The organism is Mycobacterium shunyiense (assembly GCF_058270075.1).
Window position 1 is genome coordinate 144,409 of record NZ_JBZDPU010000040.1, and the last position, 23,325, is coordinate 167,733.

Annotated in this window: 23 protein-coding genes and 1 pseudogene; 17 read left to right on the top strand and 7 right to left on the bottom strand. The window is 66.8% G+C overall.

Going from position 1 to position 23,325, the window contains the following annotated elements; translation table 11 throughout:
• The first annotated feature begins 16 nt into the window (after positions 1-16).
• The gene (locus AC4ELH_RS31050) at positions 17-1,471 is read left to right on the top strand and encodes an APC family permease (protein WP_498888599.1); all 1,455 of its coding nucleotides are present in this window, start codon (positions 17-19) and stop codon (positions 1,469-1,471) included.
• On the opposite strand, the gene relZ is transcribed toward AC4ELH_RS31050, so the two are convergent.
• Positions 1,468-3,192, bottom strand: a complete 1,725-nt coding sequence (relZ, locus tag AC4ELH_RS31055; protein ID WP_448447534.1) for a bifunctional ribonuclease/(p)ppGpp synthase — start codon at positions 3,190-3,192, stop codon at positions 1,468-1,470. The genes AC4ELH_RS31050 and relZ overlap by 4 nt on opposite strands.
• 50 nt (positions 3,193-3,242) lie before the next feature.
• Here relZ and purB point away from each other — a divergent pair, with 50 nt between their 5' ends.
• The 4 genes from purB to AC4ELH_RS31075 are packed head-to-tail and all read left to right on the top strand — an operon-like array spanning position 3,243 to position 7,348.
• Positions 3,243-4,661 carry an adenylosuccinate lyase gene (gene purB, locus AC4ELH_RS31060; protein ID WP_064959105.1) on the top strand — a complete coding sequence of 473 codons (1,419 nt, stop codon included), beginning with the start codon at positions 3,243-3,245 and terminating at the stop codon, positions 4,659-4,661.
• Positions 4,658-5,869 (top strand): cytochrome P450, encoded by a 1,212-nt coding sequence (locus tag AC4ELH_RS31065; RefSeq protein WP_498888602.1) that lies wholly within the window; start codon positions 4,658-4,660, stop codon positions 5,867-5,869. Before purB ends, AC4ELH_RS31065 begins: the two co-directional genes overlap by 4 nt.
• The gene (locus tag AC4ELH_RS31070; RefSeq protein ID WP_448447529.1) at positions 5,866-6,780 is read left to right on the top strand and encodes a tellurite resistance/C4-dicarboxylate transporter family protein; all 915 of its coding nucleotides are present in this window, start codon (positions 5,866-5,868) and stop codon (positions 6,778-6,780) included. Before AC4ELH_RS31065 ends, AC4ELH_RS31070 begins: the two co-directional genes overlap by 4 nt.
• On the top strand, positions 6,761-7,348 hold the full coding sequence (locus AC4ELH_RS31075) for a DUF1707 SHOCT-like domain-containing protein (protein ID WP_064884720.1): 588 nt from the start codon (positions 6,761-6,763) through the stop codon (positions 7,346-7,348). The genes AC4ELH_RS31070 and AC4ELH_RS31075 overlap by 20 nt, the downstream gene beginning before the upstream one ends.
• Positions 7,349-7,475: 127 nt before the next feature.
• On the opposite strand, the gene AC4ELH_RS31080 is transcribed toward AC4ELH_RS31075, so the two are convergent.
• The gene (locus AC4ELH_RS31080; protein ID WP_064884722.1) at positions 7,476-8,099 is read right to left on the bottom strand and encodes a hypothetical protein; all 624 of its coding nucleotides are present in this window, start codon (positions 8,097-8,099) and stop codon (positions 7,476-7,478) included.
• A 30-nt stretch (positions 8,100-8,129) separates the two neighbouring features.
• Between AC4ELH_RS31080 and AC4ELH_RS31085 the strand changes: the two genes are divergently transcribed.
• Both AC4ELH_RS31085 and AC4ELH_RS31090 read left to right on the top strand, forming a co-directional pair.
• Positions 8,130-9,017 (top strand): phosphoribosylaminoimidazolesuccinocarboxamide synthase, encoded by an 888-nt coding sequence (locus AC4ELH_RS31085; RefSeq protein WP_498888605.1) that lies wholly within the window; start codon positions 8,130-8,132, stop codon positions 9,015-9,017.
• A complete protein-coding gene (locus AC4ELH_RS31090) occupies positions 9,014-11,161 on the top strand; it encodes a S9 family peptidase (protein ID WP_498888607.1) in 2,148 nt (715 codons plus the stop codon). The genes AC4ELH_RS31085 and AC4ELH_RS31090 overlap by 4 nt, the downstream gene beginning before the upstream one ends.
• Here AC4ELH_RS31090 and AC4ELH_RS31095 read toward each other — a convergent pair.
• Entirely contained in the window at positions 11,090-11,536 is a 447-nt protein-coding gene (locus AC4ELH_RS31095; RefSeq protein ID WP_448447524.1) for a DoxX family protein, read from the bottom strand. The genes AC4ELH_RS31090 and AC4ELH_RS31095 overlap by 72 nt on opposite strands.
• Positions 11,537-11,621: 85 nt before the next feature.
• Here AC4ELH_RS31095 and AC4ELH_RS31100 point away from each other — a divergent pair, with 85 nt between their 5' ends.
• From AC4ELH_RS31100 to AC4ELH_RS31115, 4 genes are all read left to right on the top strand, one after another.
• A complete protein-coding gene (locus tag AC4ELH_RS31100) occupies positions 11,622-12,167 on the top strand; it encodes a TetR/AcrR family transcriptional regulator (protein WP_064884933.1) in 546 nt (181 codons plus the stop codon).
• Between the two features lie 32 nt (positions 12,168-12,199).
• On the top strand, positions 12,200-12,688 hold the full coding sequence (locus AC4ELH_RS31105) for a glutathione peroxidase (protein WP_498888610.1): 489 nt from the start codon (positions 12,200-12,202) through the stop codon (positions 12,686-12,688).
• Positions 12,689-12,767: 79 nt separating this feature from the next.
• Positions 12,768-13,472, top strand: coding sequence for a DUF2334 domain-containing protein (locus tag AC4ELH_RS31110; RefSeq protein WP_498888612.1), 705 nt, complete (start codon positions 12,768-12,770; stop codon positions 13,470-13,472).
• A 21-nt stretch (positions 13,473-13,493) separates the two neighbouring features.
• Positions 13,494-15,137, top strand: a complete 1,644-nt coding sequence (locus AC4ELH_RS31115) for an FAD-binding dehydrogenase (protein ID WP_498888614.1) — start codon at positions 13,494-13,496, stop codon at positions 15,135-15,137.
• Between the two features lie 45 nt (positions 15,138-15,182).
• On the opposite strand, the gene AC4ELH_RS31120 is transcribed toward AC4ELH_RS31115, so the two are convergent.
• Positions 15,183-15,821 carry an MBL fold metallo-hydrolase gene (locus AC4ELH_RS31120; RefSeq protein WP_498888616.1) on the bottom strand — a complete coding sequence of 213 codons (639 nt, stop codon included), beginning with the start codon at positions 15,819-15,821 and terminating at the stop codon, positions 15,183-15,185.
• 46 nt (positions 15,822-15,867) lie between these two features.
• Between AC4ELH_RS31120 and AC4ELH_RS31125 the strand changes: the two genes are divergently transcribed.
• The 3 genes from AC4ELH_RS31125 to purQ are packed head-to-tail and all read left to right on the top strand — an operon-like array spanning position 15,868 to position 17,424.
• A complete protein-coding gene (locus AC4ELH_RS31125; RefSeq protein WP_064884935.1) occupies positions 15,868-16,503 on the top strand; it encodes a hypothetical protein in 636 nt (211 codons plus the stop codon).
• Positions 16,504-16,513: 10 nt separating this feature from the next.
• On the top strand, positions 16,514-16,753 hold the full coding sequence (gene purS / locus AC4ELH_RS31130; RefSeq protein WP_054603966.1) for a phosphoribosylformylglycinamidine synthase subunit PurS: 240 nt from the start codon (positions 16,514-16,516) through the stop codon (positions 16,751-16,753).
• The gene (purQ, locus tag AC4ELH_RS31135; RefSeq protein WP_064884738.1) at positions 16,750-17,424 is read left to right on the top strand and encodes a phosphoribosylformylglycinamidine synthase subunit PurQ; all 675 of its coding nucleotides are present in this window, start codon (positions 16,750-16,752) and stop codon (positions 17,422-17,424) included. Before purS ends, purQ begins: the two co-directional genes overlap by 4 nt.
• A 64-nt stretch (positions 17,425-17,488) precedes the next feature.
• Here purQ and AC4ELH_RS31140 read toward each other — a convergent pair whose 3' ends face one another.
• The gene (locus AC4ELH_RS31140; protein WP_064884745.1) at positions 17,489-18,286 is read right to left on the bottom strand and encodes a family 1 encapsulin nanocompartment shell protein; all 798 of its coding nucleotides are present in this window, start codon (positions 18,284-18,286) and stop codon (positions 17,489-17,491) included.
• Positions 18,283-19,314, bottom strand: a complete 1,032-nt coding sequence (locus AC4ELH_RS31145) for a Dyp-type peroxidase (RefSeq protein WP_448447515.1) — start codon at positions 19,312-19,314, stop codon at positions 18,283-18,285. The genes AC4ELH_RS31140 and AC4ELH_RS31145 overlap by 4 nt, the downstream gene beginning before the upstream one ends.
• A 50-nt stretch (positions 19,315-19,364) precedes the next feature.
• Between AC4ELH_RS31145 and AC4ELH_RS31150 the strand changes: the two genes are divergently transcribed.
• Genes AC4ELH_RS31150 through AC4ELH_RS31160 form a run of 3 tightly spaced genes read left to right on the top strand, consistent with a single transcriptional unit; the run spans position 19,365 to position 22,242 of the window.
• The gene (locus AC4ELH_RS31150; protein WP_498888620.1) at positions 19,365-20,624 is read left to right on the top strand and encodes a M18 family aminopeptidase; all 1,260 of its coding nucleotides are present in this window, start codon (positions 19,365-19,367) and stop codon (positions 20,622-20,624) included.
• 34 nt (positions 20,625-20,658) lie between these two features.
• Entirely contained in the window at positions 20,659-21,006 is a 348-nt protein-coding gene (locus AC4ELH_RS31155; protein WP_064933210.1) for a VOC family protein, read from the top strand.
• A gap of 27 nt (positions 21,007-21,033) precedes the next feature.
• Positions 21,034-22,242, top strand: coding sequence for a cation:proton antiporter domain-containing protein (locus AC4ELH_RS31160; protein ID WP_498888622.1), 1,209 nt, complete (start codon positions 21,034-21,036; stop codon positions 22,240-22,242).
• Positions 22,243-22,266: 24 nt separating this feature from the next.
• On the opposite strand, the pseudogene AC4ELH_RS31165 reads toward AC4ELH_RS31160, so the two are convergent.
• Positions 22,267-23,246, bottom strand: a pseudogene (locus AC4ELH_RS31165) (hypothetical protein).
• Positions 23,247-23,325: the final 79 nt, after the last annotated feature.

Genomic DNA, 23,325 nt, shown 5'->3' on the forward strand with positions numbered 1-23,325 from the left:
CGGTGAAGGAGGGGGAATGTCGCAACCCGCAACCGCGGCGCAGCCACAGCTCAAGCGGGTGATGGGACCCGGCCTGCTACTGCTGTTCGTCGTCGGTGACATCCTCGGTACCGGTGTGTACGCGCTCACCGGTCAGGTCGCCAAGGAGGTTGGCGGCGCAGCTTGGCTTCCCTTCCTGGCGGCGTTCCTGATCGCCACCATCACCGCATTCAGCTACCTCGAGCTGGTCACCAAGTATCCGCAGGCCGCCGGGGCAGCGCTGTACGCGCACAAGGCCTTTGGCATCCACTTTGTGACGTTCCTGGTGGCGTTCATCGTGATGTGTTCCGGAATCACCTCGGCCTCAACGGCTTCGCGCTTCTTTGCGATCAGTTTCTTCGACGCCATAGAGGTCAACTTCGGGCAGTTCTATACCGATAACGTCGCTCACCTGAAGGTGATCGGAGTCATCCTTCTTGCGCTGTTGTTCATGGCTCTGATCGCCGCAGTCAACCTGCGCGGCGTCAGTGAGAGCGTCAAGCTCAACGTGGTCCTGACGTTCATCGAGATCACCGGCCTGGTGCTCGTGATCGGGGTGGGGCTCTGGGCGATTGTCAGCGGCGTGGACGTCGACTTCTCTCGCGTCGTCGCATTCGATACCTCGGGGGAGAAGAACGCGTTCATCGCGGTCACCGCCGCGACGTCACTGGCCTTCTTCGCGATGGTCGGATTCGAGGACTCGGTCAACATGGCCGAGGAGACGAAGGATCCGGTGCGAATCTTCCCGAAGGTCTTGCTGACCGGGTTGGGTATCGCCGGGCTCGTCTACGTCGTCGTGGCTGTCATCGCGGTCGCGTTGGTGCCGGTCGGAACGCTCGCCGAGTCGGACTCGTCACCGCTGGTGAAGGTTATGGAAGCCGCCGCGCCGGGACTCCCGTTCTCGAACATCCTGCCTGTCATCTCGATGTTCGCCGTATCGAACACCGCATTGATCAACATGCTGATGGCCAGCCGGCTGATCTACGGCATGGCCCGTCAGCACGTCCTGCCGCCGATGCTCGGCGCGGTGCACCCGAAGCGTCATACGCCGTGGGTGGCAATCGTTTTCACCACGCTCATCGCCTTCGGCCTGATCTTCTATGTGTCGGCGTTCGCGAGCGGCGACACCGTCGCGATTCTCGGCGGGACCACCTCGTTGCTGCTACTCGCGGTCTTCTCGGTGGTCAATATCGCGGTCCTGGTGCTGCGCCGCGATGTGAAGAGAGAGGGCGGGCATTTCAAGACACCGACGGTGCTGCCCGTCATCGGTTTCATCGCGTCGTTGTACCTGGTACTGCCGACGTCGGGGCGGCCGGCCGTGCAGTACGTGCTGGCGCTGGCCTTGGTCGCCACCGGCGTTGTGCTGTTCTTGATCACCAAGTTGATCAACCGCCAACTGGGTATCACCGGGCCCGGCATCACCGATCCGACCCATCTGGCCGACGCGCCCTAGGAGTCGGTGCGCAGCTTCGCAATCCGGTTCTGCAGCAACGCGACCCGGTGGGCATTACCGTCCAGCCCGATGTAGCGGTCGTCGAACACTGCCAACAACGCGTCGTCGAGGCGACGCACCGCGCCGGGCGGGTACCGGTAGTCCATGAGCCGGTTGATCTCGTCGGTGTCCACCGAATCCAGCAGGCCGGTCAGCGCTTCCAACGTGGTGATACCCAGCTCGAGCAGCAGGCCCGAGATCCAGGCGTAGTGGTCGGTCCGTGACCAGCCGGCGTCCGCGAAGCGGTTGCCCAGATAGGTGGCGAGCACCGGGGTGGGGATACGGGAATCCCTGGAAAACTCCGGAGACTCGGCCTCCTCGTCTTCGGACATGGTCAGCCGCAGGCGTTCCCGGATCTCGGTGAACTCACGGTCGGCGAGTTCCAGAAGCCCGGCGGCCAACGTGAACCGACGGTCCAGCTCACTCACATGCTCGGCCGGTATCGAACCCTTGTACCGCACATCGTGTTCGAACTCGGCCCACGCATGCTGCAGGACAGTACGGACCTGGATGGATGCCGGATACTGTTCGCCCTCGACCCCGAACAGCAGATGCCGGCTCGCATACCCCCACCGGCCCTGCCGGGCGGTCTGCAGGCCCATGTCCTGGTCGTCGAGCAGCCGCATCTCCTCGGCCAGCAGATTGGCCACCGCGTCGACATCCTCACGCAGATAGGTGATGACGCGCAGACCCACCTGATCGGTGATCTCCACCAACGGATCGCTGTACAACGGAGTACCGTCGCCGGCGCGGCGGTTGGCTTTCGCGGCGAACGAATCGATGCTCTTGGTGCGGGCAGTGATGCTCAGGTAGTTGATGCCCGCCTCGTCGAGTAGGCCGGTGACCAGCTTGAGGTACTGCTCGGTGGCGGCCACCAGGTCCGGGCGCCGCGAGGCGTACTCGGCCACCGCCGTTGACGGGGCGGTCTCTCGTACCGGGGCCGGCCGCGGCCGGGGGAGCCGATCAGCAGGCAGAGACGGCGTGACGATGTACCCCGAGGCGAAGTCGCCGTAGATCGTCACATCCTCCGGCCGGTCATACCAGTACAGCGCGATGTAGGCACAGAGCATCGCATCGACGGGATCCTCGTCCCGGTCGAGCTGGCCCGGCCGGGTGGCCGCCTCGATCCGCCGCCGCAGCTCCACCCAGTTGACATTGCGATTGGCCCGCAGCCTCGGCGTCGCCGTGTCGAGTTCCTCGATGTACGTCATCAACTTGAGCAGCTCCCGCTGCCGGTCGCCGAAGGCGCCGCGCTTGTACTTCAAGGTCTTGTCGAGTCCGAACAGCACCACGCTCGCCGGATGTGGATACACCTCGATGGCGCGCCGATTCGACTGCGACGACGGATCCATGTCGAGGCCAAGGGCTGTCGCGATGCGCGCGCCGCGCGGATGCTTGAACTCGGGCCGCTCGGTGAATGCGGGGCGCGCACCGGCGTCGAACCGCTGGAAATCCCGGTTGAGATCCCGCTCGCACGGACGGTGGCCCGTCGGGTTGTTGACGATGAGCGGCGCATCGATCGCAACCAGGCAGTCACCACTGACATAGGGCTCGATCGCCGCGCCTATGTCGTCGTCGTCCTGTGCCACCCCGACGTGAAGGACCCGGCCACTGGAGTCGATGACAGCGACCCCCGTCTGATTCTTCTCGCCCCACGCGAGGTCGAGCCCGACGAAGTACATCCGTCCACTGTCTCATTGGTGGTCCGGCCCGGGCCGTAAGCTGTGTGTTCGTGACGATCCCGAATGTTCTGGCCAACCGCTACGCCAGCGACGAAATGGTCGCGATCTGGTCGCCGGAGGCCAAGATCGTCGCCGAACGCCGACTCTGGCTCGCCGTGCTGCGGGCCCAGGCCGAGCTGGGTGTCCCGGTGCCCGACGGGGTGGTCGACGACTACGAGCGGGTTCTGGAGAACGTCGACCTGGCCTCGATCGCGGCCCGCGAGCGGGTCACCCGCCACGACGTCAAGGCGCGCATCGAGGAGTTCAACGCGCTGGCCGGCCACGAGCATGTGCACAAGGGCATGACCAGCCGCGACCTCACCGAGAACGTCGAGCAGCTGCAGATCCGCCGCTCCCTGGAGCTGGTGTTCGCCCACGGCGTCGCCGTCGTCGCCCGACTGGCCGAGCGCTCCGTCGTCTACCGCGACGTGGTCATGGCGGGCCGGTCGCACAACGTGGCGGCCCAGGCCACCACGCTGGGCAAGCGGTTCGCCTCGGCGGCCGAAGAAACCCTGCTGGCGTTGACCCGGCTGCGCGAGCTGATCGACCGGTACCCGCTGCGCGGCATCAAGGGCCCGATGGGCACGGCCCAGGACATGCTCGACCTATTTGACGGGGACACCGAGAAACTGGCCGAGTTGGAGCGGCGGGTCGCCCAATTCCTCGGATTCACAGACGTTTTCACCAGCGTCGGGCAGGTCTACCCGCGCTCGCTGGACCATGACGTGCTCTCGGCGCTGGTGCAGGTGGGTGCCGGGCCGTCCTCGATGGCGCACACCATCCGGCTGATGGCCGGCCACGAACTGGTCACCGAGGGCTTCGCACCAGGTCAGGTCGGGTCGTCGGCGATGCCGCACAAGATGAACACCCGGTCGTGTGAGCGGGTCAACGGCCTGCAGGTGGTGCTACGCGGGTATGGCTCGATGGCCGCCGAATTGGCCGGTGCTCAGTGGAACGAGGGCGACGTGTTCTGCTCGGTGGTGCGCCGTGTTGCGCTGCCGGACGCGTTCTTCGCCGTCGACGGGCAGACCGAGACGTTCCTGACCGTGCTCGACGAGTTCGGTGCCTACCCGGCGGTGATCCAGCGCGAGCTGGACCGCTACCTGCCGTTCCTGGCCACCACCCGCATCCTGATCGCCGCGGTGCGGGCCGGGGTCGGCCGCGAGACCGCGCATGAGGTGATCAAGGAACACGCTGTCGCCGTCGCGTTGGCGATGCGCGAGCAGGGGCGTGAACCCGACCTGCTCGACCGCCTGGCCGCCGACCCGCGGCTGCCGCTGGACCGGGCCGCCCTGGAGGCCGCGCTGGCCGACAAGCAGGCCTTCACCGGCGCCGCCGGCGCCCAGGTCGACGGGGTTGTCGCGGCCGTCGACGAACTGGTCAGCCGCTACCCGGAGGCCGCCAAGTACACCTCGGGCGCCATCTTGTGACGTTGGCGGCCGACCTCACCGACCTGGACAACTTCGCTGCCGGTTTTCCGCACGAGTTGTTCGCCGCGCACCGCCGCGAAGCGCCGGTGTACTGGCACGAGCCGACCGAGCACACCCCGGACGGCGAGGGCTTCTGGTCGGTGGCCACCCACGCCGAAACCCTTGCGGTCCTACGGGACGCCGAGACCTATTCCTCGGTGACCGGCGGCTCCCGGCCCTACGGCGGCACGCTGCTGCAAGACCTGGCCATCGCGGGCCAGGTGCTCAACATGATGGACGACCCGCGGCATGCCGAGATCCGGCGACTGGTCAGCTCCGGGCTGACCCCGCGGATGATCAGGCGGGTCGAAGACGACCTGAGGGCGCGGACCCGCCGGCTGCTCGACGGGATCTCCCCGGGTGATCCGTTTGACTTCCTGGTCGACGTGGCCGCCGAGCTGCCGATGCAGATGATCTGCATCCTGCTGGGAGTGCCTGAATCCGAGCGGCATTGGCTGTTCCACGCGATCGAGCCCCAATTCGACTTCGGCGGTTCCCGTTCGGCGGCCATGCCGCAGATGTCGGCCGAAGAGGCCGGATCGCGGATGTACACCTACGGCTCTGAGTTGATCGCGGCGAAGCGGGCCGAGCCCACCGACGACATGCTGTCGGTGGTCGCGAATGCGACGGATGCTTCTCTGTCTGACCTTGAGCTCTACCTGTTCTTCTCCCTGCTGTTCAGTGCGGGCGCCGAGACCACCCGCAACTCGGTGGCAGGCGGGCTGCTGGCGCTGATCGAAAACCCTTCGCAGATGGCGTTGTTGCGTGAGGATCTGGGTGAACTGCCGACGGCAATCGAAGAAATGGTGCGCTGGTCCTCGCCGTCACCGTCGAAGCGCCGCACCGCCACCCGCGCGGTGACGCTCGGCGGCTGTGACATCGAGCCAGGACAGAAGGTGCAGGTGTGGGAAGGGTCGGCGAACCGGGATTCGCTGGTGTTCGCGCAACCGGACGTTTTCGACATCATCCGTAAACCCAATCCGCACTTGGGTTTCGGCTACGGCATCCACTACTGCCTTGGCGCCAATTTGGCCCGGCTGGAGTTGCGGGTGTTGTTCGAGGAGCTCCTTCAGCGGTTCTCGGCGGCCCGTCTGGTGAAGCCCGTCGAATGGACCCGCAGCAACCGTCATACCGGTATCCGACATCTGGTGGTGGAGCTCGGGGCGTGAAACCCGAGTCGTTCGCCGCCGTCATGGCGACCGGCATCGTGTCGATCTCCGCGGGGCAGCACGGCTATGGCGTCATCAGTTGGCCGCTGGCGGTGCTCGCGGCGCTCGGGCTGCCGGTACTGATGTACCTCGCCGTCCTCCGTTGGCCGTCCCTCGATCTGCAGAGCATCGACACTGTGGTCGGTTTGTTCACGTATGTGGCGGCGTGCGCGGTGGTGGCTGCCCGGTTCGCCGAGTACGGGCCCGCGCTGTGGATCCTGGGAGCGATGGGTCTTGCCGGCTGGCTGGCGCTGATCCCGATGCTGCTGGTGCAGATGCGGCGGCTGGGGCCGACCGGCCTGCGGGATCGTGCCCGTGGCACCTGGGAGCTGGCCAGCGTTGGGACGTCCGGGCTGTCACTCATCTTCGTCGCTGAGGGAATCGTGTTCTGGGGGTTCATCTTCTGGGGTGTCGCCCTGTGCCTGTACGGCGTGATGACTCTGCTCATCGCGTGGCGGGCACTCGGTGAGCCCGAGGTTCGGCGCAATGTGCCATCCGATCACTGGATCCTCATGGGTGGCCTGGCAATCGCAACGCTGGCCGGTGAGCACATCTACGGTGCGCTGCCACCCGGCCCGATTGCCGATGCGGTGCGCGTCCTCACCATCGCGACTTTTGTTGTTGCCACCGTGCAGATCGTGCCCCTGGCGATCACGAGCCGGCGCCAGATGCTCGACTGGCCCGCGGTGTTCCCGTTGGGCATGTACTCGGTGGCCGCATTCGGCCTGGCTCTCGAAACCGGTTGGAATGCAGTGGCTGTCGTATCGCAGGTGTTCTTCTGGATCGCATTCGTGGCCTGGCTGGCGGTGGTTGTCGTGGTGGTCGGGCGCGTCGTTCGCCTAACCTCGGGGCATGGACTCAGGCCAGAATGACCACCTCCGAGTCTCAGACGCCGAGCGCGCGAAGGTGGGACAACTGCTCGAACGCGCGGTAGCCGAAGGCATGATCACGCTCGACGAGTTCAGCGAGCGCTACGACGCCGCCCTGGCCGCCCGGACCCGTGGCGAGCTGAATGCAGTTTTGGTCGACCTGCCGTTGGGGCGGCCGGCCGTACCGACCCCGGCCGCGGCACCCGAGGAGCTGCGCGGCTGGATGTCCTCGGTTGTGCGGCGTGGACAGTGGACGGTGCCGCCCGCCCTGCACATGACCACGCGGCTGTGCAGCACCACCCTGGATTTCACGTCGGCCGTCCTGAACGGCCCGATCGTGGACATCGTCCTCGACGATTACTGCAGCTCGACAGAGCTCATCGTGCCGGCGTCGGCCACCGCCGACCTCAACGGCGTCAACGCCATCGCCGGCAGCGCCACCGTCAAAGTGCGCACCAGCCCGCCGTCGGACCAGCTGCACCTCGTCGTGCGCGGCCGCGTGCGGATGGGTTCTGTCACCGTGCGGCACCCGTTCGGAAGCTGGCTGCGGCGCTTGAGCGGCACCGGATAGCCTCGCCGGGGCGATCGTCAAACTTTTTGACGGTTCTGGTGAGGACTATGGGCCGGGAGTCTGGCCGGTGGTGGTCGTCTCTCGGTGCGACATGTCGCGCGCAACTTCGTCAAACTTTTTGACGAAATCACTCGATACGGCGCAGGCGCATGCCGGCGGAACGCAGTTCCAAGGCGGCGAGGCCGCGAATGGCCCGCTGATCTTGACTGCGCCACGCGCCGACAGGGTCGTCCGACACCGCGGTCAGCTTGGCCAGCGGCCGGTTGGCCAGGGCCCGCAGCGCGAGCAGTTGTTCGCCGGCGCTCGTCGAGGCCAGGGTGATCGCGGTCCACTTGCGCCGGAAGAACCGCACCCGCAGGAACAGCCACGGCATGGCGACGAACAGGATCGGAGCGGCGGCCACTGCCAAGGCCAACACCCAGGCCAGCCAGCTCGCGGTGCTGTCCAGGTTGTGGCCGGCGCCGGCGATGTCGAGGGCGGCCTCGCTGGCGGCGCGCAACGGCTTGCTCAGTGTGTCGCCGATCAGCGGAACGTGGTCGGTGCTGTCGCCGGCCGATCCCAGGTTGTCGGCAACCCCGTTGGCGCCGCTCTCGACCTGCCTGCCGACCTCAGCGATGGTCGCCACCGCCGAATGCACGGCCATCCCGACCAATATCCACACCGCGATCCACGTGATGACGGCCACGTCGCTGAACAACTGGGCCAACAAGCGGCCAGGTCTGCTGGCATAGGGCAGGTACCGCGATCTCATGAGACCGATCCCAACACATAGGCTGACCCAATGCGTCCTGCTCTGTCCGACTACCAGCACCTGGCAAGCGGCAAGGTCCGTGAGTTGTACCGCATCGACGACGAGCACCTGCTGTTCGTGGCGTCCGACCGCATCTCGGCCTACGACTATGTCCTCGATTCGCAGATCCCGGACAAGGGCCGGATCCTGACGGCGATGAGCGTGTTCTTCTTCGACCTGATCAGCGCGCCCAATCATCTCGCCGGGCCGCCGGACGACGAGCGCATCCCCGCCGAGGTACTGGGGCGCGCGCTGGTGGTGAAGCAACTGAAGATGCTGCCGGTGGAATGTGTGGCCCGCGGCTACCTGACCGGTTCGGGGCTGATCGACTACCAGGCGTCGGGATCGGTGTGCGGTATCCCGCTGCCGCCCGGGCTGGGAGAGGCGAGCAGATTCGACGAGCCGCTGTTCACCCCGGCTACGAAAGCCGACATCGGTGACCATGACGAGAACATCGCGTTCGCGCAGGTGATCGAACTGGTGGGGCCGGTGCTGGCCGACCAGCTGAAGGAACGCACCCTGCAGACCTACCTGCAAGGTGCCGACCATGCGTTGACGAAGGGCATCATCATCGCCGACACCAAGTTCGAGTTCGGCGTCGACGGGAACGGCAACGTGGTGCTGGCCGACGAGGTGTTCACGCCGGATTCGTCCCGGTACTGGCGCGCCGAGACCTATCAGCAGGGTGTGGTTCAGGACAGCTTCGACAAGCAGTTCGTCCGCAACTGGCTGACCGGGCCGGACTCAGGCTGGGACCGGCACGGCGACACCTCGCCGCCACCGCTGCCCGAAGAGATCGTCGCAGCCACCCGGGACCGGTACATCGAGGCGTACGAACGGATTTCGGGCCTGCGGTTCGAGGATTGGATCGGCGCATGACCCCGTCCGTGCAGCCTCCGGTCGCCAAGCGCGGCAACCACCGCCGCGAGCACCACGGTGATGTGTTCATCGACCCCTACGAATGGTTGCGCGACAAGGACAACCCCGAGGTGATCGCGCACCTGGAGGCGGAGAACGCCTATACCGAGGACGCCACCGGGCATCTGGAGCCGTTGCGGCAGAAGATCTTCGACGAGATCAAGGCCCGCACCAAGGAAACCGACCTCTCGGTGCCGATGCGCCGGAACGGCTGGTGGTACTACGCGCGCAGCTTCGAGGGCAAGCAGTACGCGGTGCATTGCCGGTGCCCGATCGGCGATCCCGACGACTGGACGCCGCCCCAGCTCGACGAGGGTGCCGAGATTCCGGGCGAACAGATCCTGCTGGACGAGAATGTCGAGGCCGACGGTCACGAGTACTTCTCGCTCGGCGCAGCCACCGTAAGTCTCGACGGCAATATCCTGGCCTACTCGGTGGACGTCCTGGGTGACGAGCGATACACCTTGAAGTTCAAGGACTTACGCACCGGTGAGCTCTATGACGACACGATCGCCGGGATCGGCGCCGGTGGTACCTGGGCGGCCGACAGTCGCACCCTGTACTACACCACGGTGGACGACGCCTGGCGACCCGACACCGTGTGGCGGCACCGGCTGGCGTCGGGCCTGCCTGCCGAGAAGGTGTATCACGAACCGGACGAACGGTTCTGGGTCGCGATCGGTCGCAGCCGCAGCGACAAATACCTCTTCGTCGCGTCGGGCAGCGCGGTCACCACCGAGGTCCGCTATGTCGATGCTACTGACCCGACCGCCGAGCTCACCACGGTGTGGGAGCGGCGCGACCTGGTGGAGTATTCCGTCGAGCACGCCGTGGTCGGGGGCGAGGACCGGTTCCTCATCCTGCACAACGACGGCGCCGAGAACTTCATGTTGGTGGAAGCCCCGGTCAGCGATCCCAGCGACGTGTGCCCCCTGATCGAACACCGGTCCGATGTCCGCCTGGACGGCGTCGATGCGTTCGACGGTTTCCTGGTCATCAGTTACCGCAGTGACGCATTGCCGAAGATGGCGCTGTGGCCGCTGACCGCCGACGGCTACGGCACGCGCGAGGAGCTGACCTTCGACTCCGAGCTGACCGCCGCAGGGATGGGTGGCAATCCGAACTGGTCCACCCCGAAGTTGCGGATCGGTGCGACGTCGTTCATAACGCCGGCGCGGATCTACGACCTGGACCTGGCCACCGGCGAGCGCACGCTGCTACGGGAGCAGCCGGTGCTGGGCGGTTACCGGCCGGAAGACTATGTGGAGCGCCGGGATTGGGCGACGGCGTCCGACGGTGCCCGGGTTCCCATCTCGATTATTCACCGGGCCGGGTTGCAGTTCCCGGCGCCGGCGTTGCTCTACGGTTACGGGGCGTACGAGTCGTGTGAGGATCCGCGGTTCTCGATCGCCCGGCTGTCGCTGCTGGACCGCGGCATGGTGTTCGTGATCGCCCATGTGCGCGGCGGCGGCGAGTTGGGCCGGCCGTGGTACGAGCACGGCAAGCTGTTGGAGAAGACCAACACCTTCACCGATTTCATCGCGGCGGCAAGCCATCTCATCGACACCGACGTGACCCGACCGCAGAATCTGGTGGCACTCGGCGGCAGTGCCGGCGGCTTGTTGATGGGCGCGGTGGCCAACATGGCCCCGGAGTTGTTCGCCGGAATTCTGGCCCAGGTGCCGTTCGTCGATGCACTGACGACGATCCTGGACCCGTCGTTGCCGCTGACCGTGACCGAGTGGGACGAGTGGGGAAATCCGTTGGAGGACCCCGAGGTGTACCGGTACATGAAGTCCTACACGCCCTACGAGAACGTGGCGGCACAGGACTATCCGGCCATCCTGGCGATGACCTCACTCAACGACACCCGGGTGTACTACGTCGAGCCGGCCAAATGGGTTGCCGCACTACGGCATACGAAGACTGATGGTCATCCCGTGCTGCTCAAGACCGAGATGGTGGCCGGCCACGGCGGACTGTCCGGACGCTACGAGCGGTGGAAGGAAGCCGCGTTCCAGTACGCCTGGCTGCTAGCCGCCGCCGATGGCGACAACTACGGCCGCGGCCAGGTAGACAGCCTCTTCGGCGGTCCGAACACCTAACCGCGAGGTCATCGACTTCGGCGGGTCGGGCATGCGGGCCGCGTGGACGTTGGCCGGGAACATGGCCAGCATGAGCAGGAACAGGCAGACTGCCGCCGCTGTGCGGGTGGGCGGGTAGAGCAGGCCGATGGCGCCGGCCAACTCCAGTACGCCGGTGACCGTCACCAGGATGCCCGGCGCCGGGAGAGCGGGCGGCACGATGGCGATCATGTCGCGCCGCAACGGATTGACGAAGTGTGCGACGCCGGTCATGACGAACATCGCGGCCAGTCCCACGGCGATGGCCTCAGGCCAACTGTCGAGGTAGTGCACGCCTGCCAGTCCGATCACCCGGGCTGCCACGCTGCCGAGGATCAGGGTGAGAAAGACGGCCATCGCAGGCTCCCATCTTGTCAGTGCCTAGATCGACACGCTACGCCTGATCTAGCCGCTGTCAAGATGCGGGATTAGGATGGACCACATGGGCTATCACCACGGCGACCTCAAGGCCGCGATCCTCGCGCAGGCCGCCGCCCTGGTGGCCGAACGCGGCGCCGACGGCATCTCGCTGCGCGAGCTCGCGCGAGCCGCCGGGGTCTCCCACGCGGCCCCGGCGCACCACTTCACGGACCGGCGCGGGCTGTTCACCGCCCTGGCCACCGAAGGGTTTCAGTTGCTGGCGGCGGCGCTGACGGGGGCCAGGCCGCAATTCATCGACGCCGCCAAGGCCTACGTGAGGTTCGCCCTCGACCACCCCGGCCACTACGAGGTGATGTTCGACAAGTCGCTCTACGACGACACCGACCCCGAACTGGTTGCGGCCGCGTCGGCCGCGGGTGCGGAGTTGAGCCGCGGCGTCGGCACCCTGGCCGACCCCAAGGCCGCAGCCGACCCGGAAAGCGCCGCACTCGCCGCATGGTCCCTGGTACACGGGTTTTCGATGTTGTGGCTCAACGATGCGATCGACACCGGGGGAGACCCGATCGCCAAAGTGGAGAGTCTGGCCGCGATCCTGTTCGACGGTTAAGGCCCGGAGTAGCGTCCGCTAACCTCATTGCGATGAGCCTCAACGACATTCCCCTGACCACCCTCGACGGCGAACCGACCACGTTGGCCGAGTTGGCAACCGGCGCAGCGCTGGTCGTCAACGTGGCCTCAAAGTGCGGGCTGACACCGCAGTACAGCGCCCTGGAGAAGCTCGCCCAGGACTACGCCGCACACGGGCTCACCGTCGTCGGTGTGCCGTGCAACCAGTTCATGGGCCAGGAGCCGGGCAGCGCCGAGGAGATCCAGACCTTCTGCTCGACCACGTACGGCGTGACGTTCCCCCTGCTCGCCAAGACGGACGTCAACGGCGCCGACCGTCACCCGCTGTATGCCGAGCTGACGCAGGCCGCCGACGCCGATGGCGAGGCCGGGGACATCCAGTGGAACTTCGAGAAGTTTTTGCTCGCCCCGGGTGGCACGGTGACCAACCGGTTCCGTCCCCGCACCGAGCCGGACGCGCCCGAGGTCATCGCGGCCATCGAAGCGGTCCTGCCGGCCTGATCGCAGGTCTATCCCAATGGACACTCGGCGTCAGAGTGTTCGACACCGTCCCGACATGTGACGTTGCCACACTGGCAGCGTGACCGGACAACTCATCGTCTCGATATCGCAGATCAGCGATCGCACGATGGCTGATGTCGAGTCGTTCTGCACCGAGCTCGATGCCCGTGGCGTGCCCGCCTCGATGATGGTGGCGCCGCGGCTCAAGGGTGGCTACCGGTTGGACCGCGACGCCGACACTGTGGACTGGCTGGCCCGTCGGCGCAGCGGCGGTGACGCCATCGTGCTCCACGGCTATGACGAGGCCGCGACCAAGAAGCGTCGCGGTGAGTTCGCCTCTTTGCCCGCCCACGAGGCCAACCTGCGGCTGATGGGTGCCGACCGGGTGCTCGAACACCTCGGCCTGCGAACCCGGCTGTTTGCCGCCCCCGGCTGGACGGTGTCACAGGGCACGGTGACAGCTTTGCCGCGCAACGGCTTTCGACTGCTGGCCGACCTCAACGGCATCACCGACCTGGTCCGCCAGACCACGACGCGCGCACGCGTGGTCGGAATCGGGGAAGGATTCCTGTCCGAGCCGTGGTGGTGCCGGACCGTGGTCCTCGCCGCTGAACGCACGGCGCGACGCGGAGGAATGGTGCGGGTCGCCGTCGCTGGGCGGCACCTTCGACGGCCCGGGCCCCGGCAGGCCATGCTGGACGCAATCGACCTGGCTTTGCTGCATCAGTGCGTGCCCACCGTCTATCGGTGGCGAGGATTGTCGGTACTGACCGACGCCGCCTGACAGGGGCTACTCTTTCGTCTCATGGCAGACGCCGATGTCATTGTCGTGGGGGCCGGTCTCGCCGGCCTGGTCGCTGCATGCGAGCTCGTCGACAGGGGCCTGCGGGTCCTGATCCTCGACCAGGAGAACGCCGCCAACCTGGGTGGCCAGGCCTTCTGGTCATTCGGTGGCCTGTTCTTCGTCGACAGTCCCGAACAGCGCAGGCTCGGCATCCGCGACAGTCAAGAGCTGGCGCTGCAGGATTGGCTGGGCACCGCGGGGTTCGACCGACCAGAGGATCACTGGCCCCGAGAGTGGGCGCATGCCTACGTCGATTTCGCCGCCGGGGAGAAACGCAGCTGGTTGCGGGCTCGCGGTCTGCAGACGTTTCCCTTGGTCGGATGGGCCGAGCGGGGTGGTTACGGGGCGTTGGGCCACGGCAACTCGGTGCCTCGCTTCCACATCACCTGGGGCACCGGTCCGGCGATCGTCGACGTCTTCGCCCGCCGGTTGGTGGACGAGCCCCGGGTACGATTTGCCCACCGGCACCGCGTCGATGAGCTCATCGTCTCCGACGGTGCCGTCGTCGGCGTCCGGGGTGCGGTGCTGGAGCCCTCCGACGCGCCCCGCGGCGCGGCCTCGTCGCGAAACACCGTCGGGGAGTTCGAGTTCCGTGCCTCTGCGGTGATCGTGGCCAGCGGCGGCATCGGGGGCAACCACGATCTCGTGCGCGAGAACTGGCCGGCCCGCATGGGCAGGGTGCCCGAGCAATTGCTCAGTGGTGTGCCCGCGCACGTCGACGGCCGCATGATCGGCATCTCCGAGACCGCCGGCGCGCACGTCATCAACAGCGACCGGATGTGGCACTACACCGAAGGCATCACCAACTACGATCCGATCTGGCCCGACCACGGCATTCGCATCCTGCCCGGACCGTCGTCATTGTGGTTGGACGCCAACGGAAAACGACTTCCCGGGCCGCTGTACCCCGGCTTCGACACGTTGGGCACACTCGAACACATCTGCCGCACCGGGCAGGATTACACCTGGTTCATCCTCGACGCGCGGATCATCGCCAAGGAGTTCGCGCTGTCCGGCCAGGAACAGAACCCCGACCTCACCTCACGCAGCGTGCGTGACGTGCTGGCCCGGGTGAAACCCGGCGCCCCGGCCCCGGTACAGGCGTTCGTCGACCGTGGCGTCGACTTCGTCAGCGCGCGTTCGCTTCGCGAACTGGTGGCCGCGATGAACGACGTGCCCGACGTGGTCGAACTCGACTACGCCACCGTGGCTGCAGAAGTCACCGCACGCGACCGCGAGGTGGTCAACAAGTTCACCAAAGACGGACAGGTGACTGCGATCCGGGCGGCCCGAAATTACCTCGGCGACCGGTTCACCCGGGTCGTCGCCCCGCATCGGCTCACCGACCCGAAGGCGGGTCCGATGATCGCCGTCAAACTGCACATCCTCACCCGAAAGTCCTTGGGCGGTTTGGAAACCGACCTGGACTCCCGGGTGCTCAAGGAAGACGGGACGGCGTTCTCCGGCCTGTACGCCGCGGGCGAGGCGGCCGGATTCGGCGGCGGAGGGGTGCACGGCTACCGATCTCTGGAAGGCACCTTCCTGGGCGGTTGCATCTTCTCCGGCCGGGCGGCCGGGCGTGGCGCCGCAGCCGATATCGCCTGACCCGCACGACCGCTCGCGGTCAGAAGGCCACGGCTGGGCCGTGAATCAGAACTCGGTGCCGTTCTCCTCGGTGAGCACCTGGAAGTCGGTCTTCGTCATCTCGGAGAGCCGTCCGTAGTAGATGCCCCGGGCATTCGGCTCGATGATGCCCTGATGGATCGGCACCGCCCGGGTCGGCGCGACCGCGCGCAGGAAGTCCACGGCCTCCGATACTTTCATCCACGGAGCCGCCGCCGGGGTGGCCAGCACGTCGACCGGCTCACCGGGAACGAACAGCGCATCGCCGGGGTGCATGAGCCGAGCGGGATGCTCGTCGTCGCCCAGCAGGTACGAAATGTTGTCGATCACAGGGATTTCCGGGTGGATCACGGCATGCTTACCGCCGGTCCCGCGCACGTTCAGTGAGCCGACCCGGAACTCGTCGCCGGGATGCACGGCCTGCCACGGCTCACCCAGCTGGGCGGCGGTCTGCGGGTCGGCATACAGCGCGGCCTGGGGGTTGGCATCGATCAGCGCAGGCAACCGGGCGGTATCGGCGTGATCGGGGTGCTGATGGGTGATCAGGATGGCCGACAAGCCGGTGATGCCTTCGAAACCGTGCGAGAAGTTACCCGGATCGAACAGCACAGTGGTGTCCGAAATGCTAGCCAGTAGGCACGAATGTCCGAAATGCGTGAGTTGCATACCTATATTGTGGCGCTCGGTGGGGCTATGGCGGGTGATCGTGGCGATGTCGATGGTGCTCTGCGGGCTGGCCGCAGCGCCTCCTTCCGCGTGGTCAGAGCCCAGCGCCGACTGCCCGCCGCTGTGTGACCGCATCCCCGATTCGGCGTGGGCGCCTGCCTCGCAACTCCCGTTGGCCCGCGAATACCGCTGGCCCGGACTGGCCGGTTTGGCCGTGACCGCAGTGGCACCGCGCTTCCGCCTCGAAGAGGAGTGTGGGTCGCCACTCGTGCCGGGGGATCCGCGCGGCTATGCCGTCGCGGCGCGATCGGAGGTGGCGCAGCCTGCCGGACACTGGCAACTGCGGGTCCAGGTCCTGCATTGGCGCGGGGAGACCTGGCAGGGCGGTCAGACCGCGCTCGCGGTGGTGCAGGGGGCTGCCGAGGCACTGCGGGCGTGCCCGGGGGCCGGGACGGCCATCACCACCGACCGGCCCGGGCGGCTGGCGGCGGCCGTCAACTTCGGTAACACGAAGGTGCTGCACCAGTACCTGCTCGCCGATCCGGGCAACAGCACCGTGGTTGAGTTGGCCCTCTGGTCGAGCACGCCACCACAGGTTCCGTGGTCGGCTCCATCCGATCGTCAGGTGCTCGATGCGCTGGCCGACCCACTGTGCACGGCTTACATAGGGTCGTGCCGGTAGAGTGTGCGCCGTGGCAAAGGTGGTTGTGCACGTCATGCCCAAGGCAGAGATCCTCGACCCGCAAGGTCAGGCGATTGTCGGGGCACTTGGTCGGCTCGGACATGGTGGTATCGCAGACGTCCGTCAAGGCAAGCGTTTCGAGCTCGAAGTCGACGACTCCGTAGCCGACGAAACCTTGGCAGAGATCGCTGAATCTCTGCTGGCCAACACGGTTATCGAGGACTTTTCGGTGAGCCGGGAGGACTCGTGAGCACCCGTGTCGGGGTGATCACCTTCCCCGGGACGCTCGACGACGTCGACGCGGCCCGAGCCGTCCGTCTGGCCGGGGCCGAGGCGGTCAACCTCTGGCACGCCGACGCCGACCTGAAGGGCGTCGACGCCGTCGTCGTCCCCGGTGGGTTCTCCTACGGCGACTACCTTCGCTGCGGGGCGATCGCGAAGTTCGCCCCCGTAATGGGGTCGGTCGTCGAGGCGGCAGGCAAGGGCATGCCCGTGCTCGGCATCTGCAACGGCTTCCAGGTGCTGTGCGAGGCCGGGCTGCTCCCGGGTGCACTGACGCGCAACGCCGGTCTGCATTTCATCTGCCGCGACGTGTGGCTGGAGGTCGCCTCCAACACGACCGCGTGGACGACCCGGTACGACGCCGGCGCCGATCTGCTGATCCCGCTCAAGTCCGGCGAGGGCCGGTACGTCGCGTCCGAGGCGGTGCTCGATGAACTCGAGGGTGAGGGCCGCGTGGTCTTCCGCTACCGCGAGAACCTCAACGGCTCGATGCGCGGAATCGCGGGCGTCTGCTCGGAGAACCGCCGCGTCGTCGGCCTGATGCCGCACCCCGAACATGCCACCGAGGCACTGACTGGACCGTCCGATGACGGGCTCGGCTTGTTCTACTCCGCGTTGGACGCGGTTCTCTCGGTTTAGCCTTCCGCGCCGCCTGCCCTCACGCAGCGGGCGTGCACGGATGCACGCCCGCAGCGCAGAGCGCTTACGCGGTGAGGGCGACCGAAGCTTCGGCGGTGTAAGCCAGGAACGTCAGGGTCTCCTGCAGGTACAGCTGCACGCTCTCGGCATCGTGGGACAGGTAGCCGATCGAAACGTCGGTGCCCAGCTGCAGATCGAAATCGCCACCGCGGGTGGACAATACGAAGGCACCGTCGATCGCGGGGGCCCAGATGATCTCACCGTCCACCAGCCGGCTCAGGTGCTCGCGGATCGGGTAGCCGTGCGCGGTGGTCTCGCTGACCTTGGTGTAGGTGGCCGCCGAGAGGAGCACTGAGTACGGCCCGTCGACACCGGCCAGTCGCAGCTCCGAAAGTGCCTGCGCGATCACGTCGGGAATCTCGCGGGCATCGTCGGGGAGGGCCAGCGCCGGGTTGGAACTCGAGCTGCGGATGCCTTCGATCGAGGCCGCCGGGTAGCCCTCGAAGATCGCGCGGTCCTCCACGAACGCCAGCTTCTTGGCGGCTTCCTTGACCGGATCCCAGTCGGAGTCCTGGGCACCGCGCTCGACGTCGTCAATTGCGGTGCGCGACACCGTGAACGGCACCCGCAGCCGCACCAGCGGCCGCGCGTCGCGCAGGTGGGCCACCACTCCGTCGCCGGGTGATTTCACGTCGAGCAGATGGCCGGTGCTGACCGCCGCGGTCACGGGGCCGCCGGGCTCGCTGACATCGACCACGCGCCGGCCGGCGATGTGCCGCTTGAAGGTTCGGCTGGCCTCGAGTTCGATCTCGGCCCAGGCGGACTCGGTGATCGGAGCAAGCTCGCGGTACAGGTTGTTCATTGCGGGATTCCTTTCAGACTGCCGATGCCGAGCGAGCCGTCACGGTGGCCCTGAGCCGGTGGTGCTTCCGCTGCTGCCGACTCTTGGTCGGAGGAGGGCAGCGGCGGTGGATCATCCAGAAAATCGATCGTGGGGCTGAAGAACAGGCCACCGGTGACGGCGGTGGAGAAATCCAGGATGCGGTCGGTGTTCCCGGGCGGGTCGCCGATGAACATATTGGTCAGCATCCGCTCGGTGACTTCCGGGGTGCGCGAATAACCGATGTAGTACGTGCCGAATTCGCCCTTGCCGATCTCACCGAACGGCATGTTGTGTCGGATGATCTTGAGCTCGTTGCCCTCGTCGTCTTCGATCACGTTGAGCGCCACATGAGAATTGGGCGGCTTGACCGCGTCGTCGAGCTCGATGTCGTCGAGTTTGGTGCGGCCGATCACCCGCTCCTGCTCCTCGGTGGACAGCGAGTTCCACGAACCCATGTCGTGGGTGTACTTCTGCACATGGACGTAACAGCCGCCTGCGAAATCTGGGTCCTCGTCACCGATCTGGCTGGCGTTGACCGCCACCGGGCCGTTCGGATTCTCGGTGCCGTCGACGAAGCCCATCAGATCGCGGTTGTCGAAGAACTTGAAGCCGTGCACCTCATCGACGATCGTCACGGCGCCGGCCAGCGCATCGGCGAACTTGGTGGCGAGCTCGAAGCACACGTCCATGGACTCGGCCCGCAGGTGGAACAACAGGTCACCCGGCGTCGCCGGCGCTCGGTGTCGAGGGCCGTCGAGTGGAATGAACGGGTGCAGTTCGGCGGGGCGTGGACCGGAGAACAACCGGTCCCAAGCGTCGGAGCCGATCGACACGATGGCCGACAGGTGCTTGGTGGGGTCGCGGAAGCCGATGGCACGCACCAGACCTGAGATATCGGTCAGGGTGTCGTGAACGGTCGCCTCGCCGCCCTCGTCGATGGTTGCGACCATGAACACGGCCGCCGGTGTCAGCGGGGCCAGGACCGGCTGGGGCTGTGGTGCGGGCACAAGATCGACCCTAACGCGGCGCGCGTTGAAATCCCGGTCAAGATAGAGATATGGCAGCCAGCCCCCAGAGCATGTGCGAGTTCATCGACGCGTCCCCGTCGCCCTTCCACGTCTGCGCCACCGCCGCTCAACGGCTGCGTGACGCCGGTTTCACCGAGCTTGCAGAAGTGGACGCGTGGCCCGGCACGGGGAAGTTCTTCACGGTACGGGCGGGTTCGCTGGTGGCGTGGAACACAGAGGGTGCGGACGCCGCCGCACCGTTCCGGGTGGTGGGCGGCCACACCGACAGCCCGAATCTGCGAGTCAAGCAGCACCCGGACCGCGTCGTCGCAGGCTGGCAGGTGGTCGCGCTGGCGCCGTACGGTGGGGCCTGGCTGAACTCCTGGCTCGACCGCGACCTCGGGATCAGCGGTCGGCTCTCGGTCCGCGACGGCAACCGGATCGACCACCGGCTGGTGCGGGTCGACGATCCGATCCTGCGCGTGCCGCAGCTCGCCATCCACCTGTCCGAGGACCGCAAGGGGGTGAGCCCGGACCCGCAGCGGCATGTCAACGCGGTGTGGGGTTTGGGGGAGCGGCCGCGGTCCTTCGTCGGATTCGTCGCCGAACGGGCCGGGGTCGAACCGGAGCGGCTGCTCGGTTTTGATCTGATGACCCACGACCTGGCGCCGTCGGCGATCACCGGTGCCGACCGCGAGTTCGTCAGTGCGCCGCGGCTGGACAACCAGGCCACCTGTTACGCGGGGCTGGAGGCATTCCTGGGGGCGGATGCCGGAGCGCACGTGCCGGTGCTTGCGCTCTTCGATCACGAGGAAGTCGGCTCGACGTCGGATCACGGCGCCCAGTCAGAGCTGCTGCCGACCGTGCTGGAGCGCATCGTGCTCGCCGCGGACGGTTCCCGGGAAGACTTCCTGCGCCGGGCGGCCGGTTCCATGGTGGCCTCCGGTGACATGGCGCACGCGACGCACCCGAACTACCCGGACCGTCACGAGCCCGGACACCTGATCGAGGTCAACGCCGGGCCGGTGCTCAAGGTGCAGCCCAACCTGCGCTATGCCACCGACGGTCGTACCGCGGCGGCGTTCGCGCTGGCGTGCGATCAGGCCGGGGTGCCGCTGCAGCGCTATGAGCACCGCGCCGATCTGCCGTGTGGGTCGACCATCGGGCCGATGACCTCGGCACGCACCGGGATCCCGACCGTCGATGTCGGCGCGGCGCAGTTGGCCATGCACTCGGCGCGCGAGTTCATGGGTGCCAAGGACGTGGCGGCCTACTCCGCGGCATTACAAGCATTCCTTTCGCCGCACTGACGCGGTGTCACCGCCTCGGTCTAAGGTCGGCGCCATGACGCTCTCGGTGGAAATGATCACGTTCGATTGCGCGGACCCGGACACGCTCGCCGATTGGTGGGCGCGGGCGGTCAGCGGTTCTGTAAATGCCTATGCGCCAGGTGAATTCGTGCTCGTACAGCGCGACGGTGGTCCGAATCTGGGCTTCCAGCGGGTACCAGACCCGACTCCGGGCAAGAACCGCGTACACCTCGACTTCCACGCCGCGGACATGGAAGCCGAGGTGGCCCGGTTGGTGGGCCTGGGTGCCACCGAAACGGGCAGGCACAACTTCGGCGAGGAGTTCAACTGGGTCGTCCTGGCCGACCCGGCCGGCAACGCATTCTGTATCGCGGGCGGGTAACCGCCGGTAGCTGGCAGGATTCCGGCCATGCTGTTGTCGCTCGTCGCGGTTTCGGTGGTGCTGGCCGGATGGTCGCTCTTCTCACGTGGCTTCGAGCGGCTACGGCTGACGGCGCCGATGGTGCTGGTGTTGGCCGGGATCGCGGTCGGCTTCACCACCCAGGACGCGTTGGCGTCGACGCTGAATGCCGTCACCGCCCAGCGCGTCGCCGAGATCATCCTTGCGGTACTGCTTTTCGTCGACGCCACCGATGTCCGCGGCGGGTATCTCGGTGCCGATCCGCGGTCGGCGCTGCGGCTGCTGTTCATCGCGATGCCACTGGGTCTGGCCGCATCGGTGCTGCTGGGGTTGTGGCTGATGCCAGGGCTGTCGTGGGCGGTGCTGCTGGTGATCGCCTGCGTGGTGGTGCCGATCGATTTCGCGCCGACGTCGTCGCTGCTGCGCGACACGCGGATACCCGAGCGCGTCCGCAGCTTGTTGACCGTCGAGGCCGGATACAACGACGGCATCGTGTCGCCGGTGTTCATCTTCGCGCTGGTGCTGGCCTCCGATCGCACCGATGCCGAGACCCCGCTCGACGCCCTGGCCCGGGCCGTTCCGGACGCAGGTAAGGCGCTGCTGGTCGGTGCGGTCGTCGGCGCCGTTCTGGCCATCGCGACCAACAATGCCGAACGCCGCAGCCTGATGACCGGGCAAGCCAAGCGACTGATCCTGGTGACGGCTCCGCTGTTGTCGTTCGGCGCCAGTCTCGGCGTGGGTGGCAACGGCTTCGTCTCGGCTTTCGTCTGCGGCATCGCATTCAACTACTTCCGTACCTCGCCGACCTTCGCCGCCGAGCTCGAGCTCGTCGACGATCTCGGATTCCTGCTGGCCTCGGTGATGTGGTTCGTGTTCGGGCTCACTGCAGTGCTGGCGCTCGGCTACGGCGTGCCGTGGGGGATCGTGCTGTTCTGCCTGCTCGCCCTGACCGTGGTGCGTACCGCCGCGGTGCTGCTGTCGATGGTCGGCTCGCCGCTGGGGTGGCGCGAGAGGCTGTTGCTGGGTGGGCTCGGGCCGCGTGGCACTCCGTCGATCGTGTTCGGACTGCTGGCGTTCAACGCCCTCGAAGGCGTGGCCGAACACACCGTCGCGCAGGTACTGGTGGTGGCGGTCCTGGGCAGCGTGGTACTGCACGGAGCGGGCGCACCAGCGGTCGCCCGCGCCTATGCGAAATCGCAGGCCAAACCGGTCACGTGAGGTCTGCACCCGCCCGCTGCCACATCACCGTGGACAGCTCTCGAACTGGGCGCGCAGCTTGGTCTGCAGGTCCATCAGCGGTGGTGTTCGCGGCTGGGGTTCCTGGGCGTCCTTCGAACAACCCCCAGGCCGGACGGTGACCTGTTCGTCCTCGATTTCGTACACCGCGGGCAGTCCCGAGTTCTTGACGAGCTGAAGTTGGTCGACGGCAACGCGATCCCCGTCGGCGCCGGCAGGCACGTCCTCGATGGACAAGCGAGGCGGCTCCAGATCGAAGAGGCCATTGGTCGGTGCCAGCTGATCGAGTGCCTCCCACAACGCCAGCTGCTCTGCTGTGGGCAGTCCGTGGTCCGAGCGGATGCTCGGTGCGTTGTTGCTGTCGATATCGAAGACCTTCCACTCGGTGGTCGAATCCGGAAAGTCCATGGCCAGTCGCCGGACCGCAGCCGCGAACTCCGATGCGCCCAGGGGATCGCGCACATGGTCGTAGCTGCGCAGGGTCACTCTGAGGCTGGTTCGAGCCGGTTGCCAGGGGCCGTCAGGTGACGCCCAGCCGGTGACGTCGTACGCGTAGTCGCCCTTCGCCAGTTTGAGCCAGTCCTGCCACGGCGGTTCCGGGGTGGTCTTCGAAGGGTCGACGCTGACGTACATCGTGGCGCCCGATTGGTCGGGGAAGGACTCTGACGAACGGCTCACGTGGAGGTTTGCTCCCAGCCCGCCGTACACCATCGATCCGTGGATCTGGTCGGCGAAGGTGCGCCCGAGCGCCGAGAGTTGGTCAGCGGTCGCCTCGGGACTGACCATGACCTGAAAGTCGGCGGTGCGCACCCGAAGCCCATGTCGCGTGCGACGGTGTGTGTGACGAACGTGACGCCGGGCTGACTTTTCAAGACGTTGTCGATCAAGCCGGCCGACCACGAGCCCCTGAACTGGCAACACGTGATGCCGAGCGCCAGCACGACACCGAGAATGGCCAGCCACACCTTCGGCCCGGGCTTTCGCATGTGCTGAGTATGCCGCCGCGGGGGCGGGTGGAGGCGCAACCGGCAATCGCCTGGTCGGACGCGCGCGAGCGGCAACGAT